This window comes from Bacillus sp. FSL M8-0256 (assembly GCF_038005765.1).
Taxonomy (GTDB): Bacteria; Bacillota; Bacilli; order Bacillales; family Bacillaceae; genus Bacillus; species Bacillus safensis.
In genome coordinates this window covers 3,666,936-3,678,981 of the sequence record NZ_JBBOTU010000001.1, presented here as the reverse complement: position 1 = coordinate 3,678,981, position 12,046 = coordinate 3,666,936, and the positions used below count along the sequence as shown (strand labels likewise).

Genomic DNA, 12,046 nt, shown 5'->3' with positions numbered 1-12,046 from the left:
TTCTATTTTATTTTAATGAAAACGTTTCCAAAATAAGCTGTGATTCAACCAATCCTCCTTCCTTCACAAGCATTGCTTCTTTCGGAATGTAGGATGAGCATAGCATGCAAAAAGGTATCATCGGCTAAGGATAGGCGCAGCGTATTCCATGATTTCCTAGGAAGCTAAGCCAATGATTATTTCATTTTCATCTTCATGAGATAAGGACCATTGTCGATAGGTATGAGGATGACATCTTGATTATGGAGAGGAGGCTCTCCGTTTCGTAGAAAATCAAGATGATTACGAACGCATCATTTTGTTAGAGAAGAAGGAATGCCATAATCATTACATAAGAAAAAATTGGATATAAAACGAGAATCATAGAGGATATACTAAAAAATAAGGTCCATTTTAAACGATATTGTCATCCGTGTCGTCTCATGAGTAAGAGAAGAAAAGGAAGGAGGGGTGTGTTTGGAGCAGACAGAAGAGACATTATTGATTCAGCGGGCAAAACAGGGAGATGATGCCGCGTTTACAGCCCTTTATCGGCATCATTATTCCTTTCTTTACCGATATATGTTGAAGCTCACCCTTCAACAAGAGCTCGCAGAGGAAATCATGCAAGAAACGATGCTGAAAGCGTATATGAAACTTTCTTCATTTAGAGGAGATGCCTTATTTTCAACCTGGCTCATTTCGATTGCATCTAGGCAATTTTTAGATCACCAGAAGAAAAGAAAACGTGAACAAATGAGAGAAGGTAAAGCGAATCAGGAAGCCATACGCCGCTTCAAATGGGACGTTCAGCAAAAGGGGAACACATGGCATGACATGTGGGATGCTTTAAATGAATTAAAGGCTCAGGAGAGAGCCCCGATTATTCTCCACTATTATTATGGATTTACCTACCCAGAAATAGCTTTAATGCTCGGAATGAGAGAAGGCACTGTGAAATCGAGGGTCCATCATGGATTAAAGAAAATTCGAAAGGAGTGGGATTTATGAAGGAAGATCGTTTGACCGAACGTTTAAAAGAAGAGCTTAAGCAGCTAGACGAACAAATTGAAGTGGAAAAGCCAAGTGAGCTGGCTGTCATGATGATGCTGAAACAGGCGAAGGAACAAGAGAAAAGGCGTTTTAAACAAGAAGTGCTGGCATACATTCTGATCAGTTTGACCATTCTGGTACTCTTTGCAGCTGCCATTACCCATTTGCCTATCATCTTCATTCTTCTCCAAATAGTGAGCGTCCCCATCTGCTTTGTTGTTGGCTACAAGGAATATCAACATATCAAAGGAGGGTCTTCCTTATGAGTCAGACGGAAATGATCATCTTATTGTGCGTCTTGCCGTTATTGTTTGCACAGGGCTTTCTTTTATTTATGGATGCAAAGAAAAGAGGGCGTTACAAGTGGTTCTGGGGCATTGTCGGTCTCATTAACTTTCCATCGTCTTCTATTTTATATTGGCTTTGTGTCGTGTTACCTGATCGAAAAAGAGGTGGGAAGCCCCGAAAAGATTGAGTGCATTCGATCAAACTTTTGACCCTTTTTTCGTTGGAAAACGAGCTAGAAATTCATCATGATTCATGTATTTGTCAAAGAAAACGGGACGAGAAACATCCGCTTGTTCGTTTCTAGCACATTAGTCATTCCTTGAGCGCTTATTTTTAATGACATTCGCTGCGGCTGCTTGATCTATCTCAATTCGGCATCATTTTCATCTGTTATCAATATTGATCAGATTTTACAATTGGTGTTAAATTAGTCTCAATATGCGTTAGAAAATCTAACAATTAAATGTGTGAAGATATCTACAAGGAGGCAGATGCGACATGTTGACCTTAGATCGAGCAGCACAAACAGCACAAAGCTACATCCACCGTGTGTTAGAAGAGGTGGAAAAACGAAATCCCGGAGAAGAGGAATTCCAGCAAGCCGTAAAAGAAATTCTGGAATCACTCGTCCCAGTTTTTGCAAAGCACCCAGAGTATGAAAAACAAGGCATTTTAGAACGGCTCATTGAGCCTGAGCGGCTTGTGGTATTTCGAGTGCCATGGGTAGACGATGAGGGCAAAGTACAAGTCAATCGAGGATTTAGGGTTCAATTCAATAGTGCTATCGGTCCTTATAAAGGAGGCATTCGCTTTCATCCAACCGTTAATGCAAGCATTATCAAATTTTTAGGATTTGAACAAATCTTTAAAAATGCACTGACTGGTATGCCGATTGGCGGAGGGAAAGGCGGATCGGATTTTGACCCTAAAGGGAAGTCTGATGGGGAAATCATGCGTTTCGTTCAAAGCTTTATGAGTGAACTCGGCCGATATATTGGACCTGATCAAGATGTGCCAGCAGGTGATATTGGTGTAGGAGCACGCGAAATTGGCTATATGTTCGGACAGTACAAGAAAATGCGCGGTGCTTATGAAGCGGGTGTACTCACGGGGAAAAGCCCTGGATTCGGAGGCAGCTTAGCGAGAAAAGAGGCAACAGGCTACGGACTGGTGTACTTCATGGAGGAAATGCTGAAAGCACATGGGCTTCAATTTGAAGGACGTTCCGTTGTTGTGTCGGGCTCAGGAAATGTGTCTATCTATGCAATGGAAAAGGTAATCGAATTAGGCGGTAAGGTTGTGGCTTGCAGTGATTCAAGCGGAGCGATTTATGATCCTCAAGGAATTTCACTTGAGACCATCAAGCAGCTCAAGGAAGTCGAGAATCAGCGGATTGGGGCATACATAGACATACACCCGCATGCTGAATTAATTGAAGATTGCGAACAAATTTGGTCCGTTCCTTGTGATATTGCGCTGCCGTGTGCAACACAAAATGAAATATCAGAGGCGCATGCACAGCAGCTTGTGGCAAATGGTGTCATCGCTGTAGGAGAGGGAGCCAATATGCCATCCACTCTTAAGGCGGTCAAAGTATTTGAAGAGAATCGAATTTTGTTTGCGCCAGCAAAAGCGGCCAATGCTGGAGGAGTAGGTGTATCAGCACTGGAAATGGCACAAAACAGTGCAAGAATATCTTGGACATTTGAAGAAGTAGATGCTCAGCTGAAACAAATGATGAAGTCTATTTACCGTCAGTGTACAGAGACAGCAGACGAATATGGACACTCAGGGAACATCATGGTTGGAGCAAATATTGCAGGATTTCGTAAAGTGGCAGATGCCATGATCGCACAAGGCGTGATTTAACTCCTGCTCTCCCGCACCTGTTTATTTCATGACAAGATGGGGAATCGTCCTTTAAGAATGACAATAAGGAGGCGCGGGAGAAATGAAAAAATGGCTGAAACAAATTGTCAAATGGGCACCTGTGATTTACCCATTGGTGAGAAAAATATATAAAGAGCGAAAAGCATCTAAACGTCGTAACGTATCTGCCGGATAATCCGGCTTTTTTTATGCAAACATACAGAGCCTGTGTTGTAAGAAAAAAATAATAGAATCGAATGATCTATTTTCTCCCTCTCTCCGTTAAGTACATAACAAACGGAAAGAGGAGGAAATAAAAGATGAACATGAAGAAAGCAATGTTAACCATTCCACTGAGCGCAGCATTATTATTCCCAGCGGCTCATATCGCAAGTGCACACGAAGGACATATGCATGGGGAGGCGAAGAAGACGTCTTCGTCACAAGAGGTGTCAAATAAAGCCACAGATCTTCGAGCAGCACTAGATCAGCTGTTTTCAGAGCATGCCTATTTAGCAGTGATCACGATGCAAAAAGGAATTGACGGCAGTAAAGACTTCAATCAAGCAGCGGCGGCTTTAAGTGAAAACACGAATGACTTATCAGATGCAATTGCCTCTGTGTATGGAAAAAAAGCAGGCAAACAATTCAAGGACATTTGGTCAAGTCATATCGGCTACTTTGTTGACTATGTACAAGCCACAGCGAAAAAAGACGATGCAGGTAAAAAGAAAGCGATAAAGAAGCTTGATCAATATCGAATGAAACAAGCTGATATGCTCGATCAAGCAACAGACGGCAGACTGAAAGCAAGTGAGCTTGAAGAAGGCTTGAAGATGCATGTGAATGAACTGCTAAAAGCGTTTGACAGCTATACTGAAAAGGATTTTGATACGACCTATGTTACGGTTAGAAAATCCATTCATCATATGTTTGAGGTAGGAAAAGGCGTGTCATGGGCTATCACAGATCAATTTCCTGGGAAATTTGATAAAAAGTCAGTGGATACACCAGCAGCAGATCTTCGTGAAGATTTAAACTACTTGTTTTCAGAGCATTTGGCACTCGCGGTAGTTGCCATGCAAAAAGGAAATGATGGCAGCAAGGACTTTGAGCAAGCAGCAGCAGCTTTAAATGAAAACACAAATGATTTATCTGCTGCGATTGCATCTGTTTATGGTAAGGATGCAGGCAAACAATTCAAAGACATTTGGTCAAGCCATATCGGCTATTTAGTTGATTATGTCAAAGCGGATGCATCAGGGGATCAACAAGCAAAAGAAAAGGCTGTCAAAGATTTAGATGCGTATCGAATGAAGCAAGCGAAATTCCTAGATCAAGCGACAGATGGACGTTTAAAGGCAGCTGATCTTGAGGCTGGTTTGAAAACACATATTGATGAGCTGATCAAAACATATACGTCTTACCATAATGGCGAATATGATCAGCTTTATCCGACAGTGAGAGAGGCTTATGGTCATATGTTCATGGTTGGTCAGGATGTCGCAGCAGCGATTGTTGATCAGCATCCTGAGCTGTTCAAATCCAACATGCCTAATGAAATGCCGAAAACAGGCATGGGAGGCACAGCAGGTCCTTTAGGCATGTCCTATGAAGCATTTGCGGGAATGATCGCAAGTTTAATCCTAGCAGGCGGTGCAGCCGGTGCATTTTTCCTCATTCGCCGTAAGGCATCAAATTCTAACTCATAAAGACAGGTGGGAACGTGCATAATCGTGCCGTTCCTTTCTTCAAAAGGAGGCCGGCTTAGATGAAGAATTGGCTGCTCAGTATTCTTTCGCTTCTCATCATCACAGGCTGTTCATCACAGTCAATGAATGAATCGTCATCCTCAAAAAACATATCAGCTTCTAAGGAAATGACCACACATCAAGCTGAGAAAAAGAACCACTCACACGATACATTAAAAGACGAGCCGTCTGGTATTGTACCAGCAGAAATCGCCATTCCCGCGATTGATGTCAAAGCAAAAGTGGAGAAAACAGCTTTATCAAAGGATGGCAGTATGGGTGTCCCTCAGGAAACAGACAACACGGCTTGGTTTGAAGATGGTCCAAAGCCGGGAGATAAAGGGAATGCCGTCATGAACGGTCATGTAGATAATAAATGGGGTCCATCGGTTTTTTATCGATTAAAGGAGCTAAAAAAGGGAGACAAGGTGATCGTCACGTCTTCATCAGGAAAAAAGCGAACCTTTGAAGTCATAAAAGTAAGAAGTTATCCGCGTGAAGAGAAGCCTAATGCGTTTTTTGGATACGCCTTTACACGGAATCTCAATTTAATCACTTGTACAGGGACATTTGATCATGCAGCAGGTACGCATGAAAAAAGATTGGTTGTCTTTACCCAGCTGATCTCTTCATAAAGAAGGCGGGTACACGATGGTGTACGCCTTTTTTTCGTGGTTTTCGCAAGTATCTTTCAAAAAGATTCATAGGACATTAGATATGGTTAGTTGTATAAATAGGGGCATTTGTCATATATATGAGTTGGCAATTTTTATTTCTTTTCAGTAGAATATGAGTAATGAAGAGAACTGCAAGCGTATACAACCTGTCCAGACAAGGCAGATTCTCCACCCCTACATAAGGAGGCCGATCTGATGCTGAGTAAAAGACTGGCGCACATCTTAAGTCAACTCATGGCAGCTGAGACCCCGCTCACAAGCGCTGCACTTTCTGCCAGTTTACAAGTGACAAGCCGCACCATTCGTACAGACATAAAAGAACTGAACGACCGTCTTGCCCCTTATCAAGCAGCTGTAACAGCTGTTAGAGGAGCCGGCTATGAGCTGTTGATCAACGATGAGAATGCCTTTCGCCGTTTTATGAAGGAGGAGGTCGAGCAGGAAGAGCCGCTTGCTGTGCTGCCAGAGGAGCGTGTTCGGTTTATTTTAAAAAGGCTTCTTTTGGCAGAATCCTATGTGAAGCTGGAGGATTTACAGGAGCAGCTGTTTATTAGTAAATCAACGATGAGCAACGATGTGAAATCGGTCAAACGTAAGTTGGAGCCCTTTGGTCTGAAGCTGGAAGCGAAGCCGGGCAAAGGCTGCCGAATCAAGGGATCAGAGATGAAAATCCGTTATTGTATGTCAGAATATTTATTCAATGAATGTCGTTCTTATCAAACGATGCTGAACACAGCTGTTACCATTTTGCCAAAGCATGAACTCGAATTGATTCAGAAAACAATGATCAATTATATCAATGAGGAAGGTATGAATCTATCAGACATTTGCATGAATAATTTAATCGTTCATGTCGCCATTGCCTGCAAACGAATTAGACACGGAAACTATGTATCTGTTCTTCCAGAGGAAATCAGCGAAATTCCCCGGGCAAAGGAATATAAGGTCGCTAAAAAAATGGTGGAGCGTCTTGAAGGGCTGCTGGATGTCTCATTTCCACAAGAGGAAATCGTCTATATCACCATTCATTTGCTAGGAACAGCCAAAATGGTACAGTCCTTTTCCTCGAGCGGTCAAAAACAAATTGTAGATGATGACACGAGCCGGCTTGTACAGCTCATGCTGAAGGCCATTGATCAAAAATTGCAGCTTGATTTAGCCGGTGATACGGAACTAATGATTGGATTGAGTCTGCACTTAAAGCCTGCCATCAACCGATGTAAATATGGAATGAACTTAAGAAATCCGATGCTTGATGAAATAAAAGCGGGGTATCCCCTTGCTTTTGAAGCGGGGATTATCGCCAGCAGGGTTCTTGAAGAAGAGGAAGGGCTGAGTATTCATGAGAACGAAATCGGATATATGGCGCTTCATTTTGGTGCGGCTTTAGAACGGAGGAAAATGGAGATCCCGCCGAAGCGGTGTCTCATTGTCTGTGCGTCTGGTGCAGGGAGTGCAAGGCTGCTGCAGGATCGTTTGCGTTCACAATTTGGATCAAAGCTGACCATTTTAGGAACAGCAGAGCTATATTCGCTTCCGCATGTCTCTTTGCATGCCTTGGATTTGATTATTACAACGATCCCAATTCATATGGATTTACCGGTTCCAGTCATTCAAGTGAACACCATTTTGGGAGGCGGTGATTTTTTAAAAATTGAAGAAGCCCTGACGAGTGAAACAAGGGTGACATTGGCCTCTCAATATATGAAAAAGGAATTGGTTTTTACAAAACGCGCCTTTCAAACAAAGGAAGAGGTCATCACCTTTTTAACGCAAAAAGTCATCGATATGGGCTTAGCGCCAGCTGAACTCACACCATCTGTCATGGAAAGAGAAGAGGCTGCCCCTACCTCTTTCGGACATTATACAGCGATTCCGCACCCGATGACGCCGCTGACAGATAAGACGTTTTGGGCGATATGTACATTAGAAAAACCAATCATTTGGGGAGAGAAAAAGGTTCAATTTGTCTGCCTGCTTTGTGTCGAAAAAGAGAATGCCAAAGATTTAAAAGGCATGTACCGCCTGCTGGGGGAGCTTGTGCATAATGTGAAATTCATTCAGCATCTGATCGCCTGTGATACATTTGAAGACATGCTTGATATCATGTATAAAAAGGCTCCATCGTACAAGAACTAACTGTGTGATACTAACTTTTTCCGCTTCCTAAAGGAAAAAGTATGGGTGTTTATGAAAGCGGTTTCATAATATGATGAATGTGTAAAGAATAGCTTCACACTTTGAAAAGGGGGCGTTTACACATGAACATCTTATTGGTTTGCGCAGCAGGTATGTCTACAAGCTTACTTGTCACAAAAATGGAGAAAAGCGCACAAGAACAAGGAAAAGAATATCGTATTTGGGCAGTATCAGGAGATTCTGCGAAAAATCATATTGATCAAGCCGATGTGCTTTTATTAGGACCTCAGGTTCGATATTTATTACCGCAAATGAAAAAGCTCGGAGAAGAAAAAGGAATCCCAGTAGACGTGATTAATACTGTGCATTATGGCGTATGTAATGGCGCTGAGGTTTTAAAATCTGCTGAACAGTTAGTGAACGGATAAAGGGGGCGGAGGGGATGAATGGATTCAACCGATTTCTAGAAGAGAAGGTCATGCCGTTTGCAGGGAAGATTGCCGCTCAAAGACATTTACAAGCATTGCGTGACGGAATTGTTTTAACCATGCCTCTCATTATTGTCGGTTCACTGTTTCTCATTTTAGCTAACCTTCCGATCCCAGGATACAGCGATTTTATGGCAAGTATCTTTGGAGCAGAATGGGCCACGAAACTATCCTATCCTGTGAATGCAACCTTTGACATTATGGCACTTGTTGCGACCTTCGGGATTGCTTACAGGCTTGCTGAAAAGTATGCCGTTGATGCGCTATCATCAGGTGCGATCGCTGTTGCGGCTTTCCTTTTGGCTACACCATATCAAGTACCTTTCACACCTGAAGGCTCAACAGAAGCTATCCTAGTAGGCGGGGGAATTCCTGTCACACTGATGGGCAGTAAAGGTTTATTCGTTGCCATGATTATTGCCATGCTTTCAACCGAAATTTACCGCTTCATTGTACAGCGGAACATTGTGATCAAAATGCCTGATGGTGTACCGCCAGCAGTCAGTAAATCGTTTATTGCACTTATTCCAGGTTTTGTGGTCATCACACTGATCTGGGTCGCTAGACTTGTAATTGAGATGACACCTTTTGAGAGTATTCATAATATCATCACGGTCTTAATTGGCACACCGCTATCGATTCTTGGTGGAAGCTTAGGAGGCAGTATCGTTGCGATAGGTGTGCAAATGCTCCTCTGGGCATGTGGTATTCACGGAGCCACCATTGTCGGGGGCGTCATGGGTCCAATTTGGCTCGGTGCAATGGATGAGAACCGCCTTGCATTCCAAGCAGGAGAAGTGCTGCCGAATATTTTCACAGCGCAGTTCTTTGAAATCTTCATCAACGTCGGTGGAAGCGGCGCAACGCTTGCTTTGGTGCTGACCATGATCTTACGTGCCAGAAGTAAACAAATGAAACAGCTTGGCCGCCTTGCCATTGGGCCAGCCATCTTTAACATCAACGAACCGATCATTTTTGGAATGCCGATTGTGATGAACCCAATGCTCCTCATTCCGTTTATTCTTACGCCAATCATGATGATCATCACCACATATATCGGAATGAGCACAGGGCTTGTGGCAAAACCGGCAGGGATCGCTGTCCCATGGACCATGCCGCCAATCATTTCAGGCTATCTCGCCACAGGAGGCAAAATCTCTGGTGCTGTCATGCAGCTGATTAACCTTGCGCTGTCATTTGCTCTATACTATCCATTCTTTAGAATGTGGGATAAGCAGAAATTGAAAGAAGAAAGTGAGCTAGAAACAAAAGCATCAACTGATGAAAATATCGTCAGCATGTAATAGAGGGAACAAGGGGGATGCGGCCGATGGAAATGGAACAAATTGTGTTTCAACTCATCCTGCACGGCGGGAATGGCAGAAGCTCCGCGATGGAGGCCATTACATGTGCAAAACAAGGAAACTTTGATGAGGCGAAGCAAAAATTGCAGGAAGCACAAGACGCGTTAAATGAGGCGCATCACGCACAGACAGAGCTGATCCAAGGAGAAATCAGGGGCGAAAAGACGGAAATTAGCCTCTTAATGATTCATGCGCAGGATCATCTCATGAACGCAATGACCGTCAAGGAGCTCGCAGCGGAAATCATCGAGCTCCATGAAAAAATGAAGCAACTCGGAGGTGTCAATTCATGAAAGAAGGAATCAAAATTGTCACAATAGGCGGTGGATCGAGCTATACGCCTGAGCTCGTCGAAGGGTTTATTAAACGATATCATGAATTACCTGTAAAGGAATTATGGCTTGTGGATATTGAAGCAGGTCAGGAAAAGTTAAACATCGTAGGCGCTCTGGCGAAACGTATGGTTGAAAAAGCGGGTCTGCCGATTGAGGTACACCTGACTCTTGACCGCCGGGAAGCCTTGAAGGATGCAGATTTTGTGACGACACAATTTCGTGTAGGACTGCTGGAAGCACGGGCAAAGGATGAGAGAATACCGCTTAAATACGGCGTCATCGGTCAGGAAACGAACGGACCAGGCGGTTTATTTAAAGGCCTTCGGACCATCCCAGTCATTCTAGACATTGTGAAGGATATGGAAGAGCTTTGCCCAGACGCATGGCTTGTGAACTTTACAAATCCAGCGGGCATGGTCACTGAAGCTGTTTTACGCTACACGAATCTAAAAAAAGTGGTCGGTCTATGCAATGTACCGATTGGGATCAAAATGGGGATTGCCAAGGCGCTTGATGTAGACGTTGAACGCATCGAGGTACAGTTTGCCGGTCTCAACCACATGGTCTATGGATTAGACGTATATTTAGACGGGGTCAGCATTATGGATCAAGTGCTTGATGAACTAGGAAATCCGAACAGCCAGTGGTCCATGAGAAACATTGAAGCGAAAAACTGGGAGCCTTCTTTTGTGAAAGGATTAGGGGTCATCCCATGTCCGTATCACCGCTATTACTATAAAACGAAAGATATGCTGGAAGAAGAGCAAAAGGCGGCTCAAGAGAAAGGAACACGAGCAGAGGTTGTACAGCAGGTCGAGCAGGAATTATTTGAGCTTTATAAAGATCCTGATTTGTCCATTAAACCACCGCAGCTCGAAAAAAGAGGCGGAGCCTATTACAGCGATGCGGCCTGCAACTTAATCAGCTCCATCTATAATGATAAGCACGACATTCAACCAGTCAATACAGTGAACAGAGGGGCGATTGCCAGCATTCCGGCTGAATCAGCGGTTGAAGTAAACTGTATCATTACGAAGGACGGACCAAAACCAATCGCGATAGGTGATCTGCCTGTAGCTGTAAGGGGACTCGTTCAACAAATCAAATCATTCGAGCGTGTGGCAGCAGAAGCGGCTGTGACAGGAGATTACGAGACAGCTCTTGTGGCGATGACCATCAACCCGCTCGTCCCATCTGACGACATTGCAAAGCAAATTTTAGACGAAATGCTCGAAGCGCATCGTGAACATTTACCGCAATTCTTCAAATCAGTCAATGCTTAACACATAATGGCCCCTTTATGGGGTCATTTTTTATGATTGCCCCATATGGAAACTGGAGAAAGAAGTGTATGATTAGAAAAAACAGCATGTATGGCTTCAAAGAAAGGACTGTTGGAATATGGTTGCAATTGGTTTAATGTTTTACGGGTTTGTCGTACAGCCTGTCATGAGTTATGGTACAGTAATCTTGTTTTTGTATGGTCTTATTGCTTCATTTGTTGGCCTCATTCGGCATAAGGAATATGTGTGGATCTATGTTCTCCGCCTGCTCGTTTGTATTACCATTCCGGTGACCAATCTGTTGATGTATTTTGCAACGATTGGAGGAGATGCAAGAAAATTTGATTTCCAGCCAATGCCGCTTGTTTATTATCTTGTCTTTATCCTGGAAATCATGATCATCTTTTTGCCAGAGATCTTTTTACTGATCGAAAAAAAGCGGAGCATCAAAAAGAAACAGTGGATATACACAGGGGCGATTGTTGGGGTGTCGGTCTTGTTTTGGTGCACGATTTGATGGGAAGCAGACGGGTCAACTAAGTCTATTCCGCCTTTTTTTCTGTAACTTCTTTCGTCTGACCTTCACAAAAGTAATGGAAAGAGCAAGGATAGAAATCCCAAGCGCCTTAAATAGAAACCGAGTGAGGAACGGTGAATCGTCGAAACCAGTGGCGACGATCATCGATCCGATGCAGATCCCAAAGAACGCTAGTAGATAAGTAAAAAACATACCATCACTCTCCTTATGTATGTGCATTTACCATTATAAGGGATAAAGGAGAGGTGAATAAACAAAAAAGAACCCTTCATGATGGGACTG

The 12,046-nt window shown here is 43.3% G+C and carries 13 protein-coding genes; all 13 read left to right on the top strand.

Annotated elements, in window-relative coordinates; all coding sequences use genetic code 11:
• Positions 1-456: 456 nt before the first annotated feature.
• The 13 genes from sigY to NSQ76_RS18980 all read left to right on the top strand — a co-directional run bounded on the left by sigY (position 457) and on the right by NSQ76_RS18980 (position 11,743).
• On the top strand, positions 457-990 hold the full coding sequence (gene sigY / locus NSQ76_RS19040) for an RNA polymerase sigma factor SigY (protein ID WP_024427501.1): 534 nt from the start codon (positions 457-459) through the stop codon (positions 988-990).
• Positions 987-1,298: a YxlC family protein gene (locus NSQ76_RS19035; RefSeq protein ID WP_341055497.1), complete on the top strand. Its 312-nt coding sequence runs from the start codon at positions 987-989 to the stop codon at positions 1,296-1,298. The genes sigY and NSQ76_RS19035 overlap by 4 nt, the downstream gene beginning before the upstream one ends.
• Positions 1,295-1,507 (top strand): hypothetical protein, encoded by a 213-nt coding sequence (locus tag NSQ76_RS19030; RefSeq protein ID WP_024423874.1) that lies wholly within the window; start codon positions 1,295-1,297, stop codon positions 1,505-1,507. Before NSQ76_RS19035 ends, NSQ76_RS19030 begins: the two co-directional genes overlap by 4 nt.
• A gap of 311 nt (positions 1,508-1,818) precedes the next feature.
• On the top strand, positions 1,819-3,189 hold the full coding sequence (gene gdhA / locus NSQ76_RS19025) for an NADP-specific glutamate dehydrogenase (protein WP_025093799.1): 1,371 nt from the start codon (positions 1,819-1,821) through the stop codon (positions 3,187-3,189).
• An 82-nt stretch (positions 3,190-3,271) separates the two neighbouring features.
• A complete protein-coding gene (locus NSQ76_RS19020; RefSeq protein WP_223251037.1) occupies positions 3,272-3,385 on the top strand; it encodes a hypothetical protein in 114 nt (37 codons plus the stop codon).
• Positions 3,386-3,509: 124 nt separating this feature from the next.
• Positions 3,510-4,901 carry a copper amine oxidase gene (locus tag NSQ76_RS19015; protein WP_341055492.1) on the top strand — a complete coding sequence of 464 codons (1,392 nt, stop codon included), beginning with the start codon at positions 3,510-3,512 and terminating at the stop codon, positions 4,899-4,901.
• Between the two features lie 59 nt (positions 4,902-4,960).
• Positions 4,961-5,575, top strand: a complete 615-nt coding sequence (locus tag NSQ76_RS19010) for a class F sortase (protein WP_135031496.1) — start codon at positions 4,961-4,963, stop codon at positions 5,573-5,575.
• 237 nt (positions 5,576-5,812) lie between these two features.
• Complete coding sequence (locus NSQ76_RS19005; RefSeq protein ID WP_034624157.1) at positions 5,813-7,756, top strand: BglG family transcription antiterminator; 1,944 nt, start codon at positions 5,813-5,815, stop codon at positions 7,754-7,756.
• A 122-nt stretch (positions 7,757-7,878) separates the two neighbouring features.
• The gene (locus NSQ76_RS19000) at positions 7,879-8,184 is read left to right on the top strand and encodes a PTS sugar transporter subunit IIB (protein WP_024423869.1); all 306 of its coding nucleotides are present in this window, start codon (positions 7,879-7,881) and stop codon (positions 8,182-8,184) included.
• 14 nt (positions 8,185-8,198) lie between these two features.
• Positions 8,199-9,548, top strand: a complete 1,350-nt coding sequence (celB, locus tag NSQ76_RS18995; protein WP_048237791.1) for a PTS cellobiose transporter subunit IIC — start codon at positions 8,199-8,201, stop codon at positions 9,546-9,548.
• 26 nt (positions 9,549-9,574) lie between these two features.
• Positions 9,575-9,901, top strand: coding sequence for a PTS lactose/cellobiose transporter subunit IIA (locus NSQ76_RS18990; RefSeq protein ID WP_098677105.1), 327 nt, complete (start codon positions 9,575-9,577; stop codon positions 9,899-9,901).
• A complete protein-coding gene (locus NSQ76_RS18985; protein WP_135031492.1) occupies positions 9,898-11,226 on the top strand; it encodes a 6-phospho-beta-glucosidase in 1,329 nt (442 codons plus the stop codon). The genes NSQ76_RS18990 and NSQ76_RS18985 overlap by 4 nt, the downstream gene beginning before the upstream one ends.
• A gap of 118 nt (positions 11,227-11,344) precedes the next feature.
• Positions 11,345-11,743, top strand: coding sequence for a hypothetical protein (locus NSQ76_RS18980; RefSeq protein ID WP_341055479.1), 399 nt, complete (start codon positions 11,345-11,347; stop codon positions 11,741-11,743).
• Positions 11,744-12,046 lie beyond the last annotated feature (303 nt).

Bases quoted from the DNA above. Each gene is read 5' to 3' on its own strand.
- NSQ76_RS19035 (WP_341055497.1), top strand. From the start codon at position 987: ATGAAGGAAGATCGTTTGACCGAACGTTTAAAAGAAGAGCTTAAGCAG.
- NSQ76_RS19030 (WP_024423874.1), top strand. From the start codon at position 1,295: ATGAGTCAGACGGAAATGATCATCTTATTGTGCGTCTTGCCGTTATTG.
- gdhA (WP_025093799.1), top strand. From the start codon at position 1,819: ATGTTGACCTTAGATCGAGCAGCACAAACAGCACAAAGCTACATCCAC.
- NSQ76_RS19020 (WP_223251037.1), top strand. From the start codon at position 3,272: ATGAAAAAATGGCTGAAACAAATTGTCAAATGGGCACCTGTGATTTAC.
- NSQ76_RS19015 (WP_341055492.1), top strand. From the start codon at position 3,510: ATGAACATGAAGAAAGCAATGTTAACCATTCCACTGAGCGCAGCATTA.
- NSQ76_RS19010 (WP_135031496.1), top strand. From the start codon at position 4,961: ATGAAGAATTGGCTGCTCAGTATTCTTTCGCTTCTCATCATCACAGGC.
- NSQ76_RS19005 (WP_034624157.1), top strand. From the start codon at position 5,813: ATGCTGAGTAAAAGACTGGCGCACATCTTAAGTCAACTCATGGCAGCT.
- NSQ76_RS19000 (WP_024423869.1), top strand. From the start codon at position 7,879: ATGAACATCTTATTGGTTTGCGCAGCAGGTATGTCTACAAGCTTACTT.
- celB (WP_048237791.1), top strand. From the start codon at position 8,199: ATGAATGGATTCAACCGATTTCTAGAAGAGAAGGTCATGCCGTTTGCA.
- NSQ76_RS18990 (WP_098677105.1), top strand. From the start codon at position 9,575: ATGGAAATGGAACAAATTGTGTTTCAACTCATCCTGCACGGCGGGAAT.
- NSQ76_RS18985 (WP_135031492.1), top strand. From the start codon at position 9,898: ATGAAAGAAGGAATCAAAATTGTCACAATAGGCGGTGGATCGAGCTAT.
- NSQ76_RS18980 (WP_341055479.1), top strand. From the start codon at position 11,345: ATGGTTGCAATTGGTTTAATGTTTTACGGGTTTGTCGTACAGCCTGTC.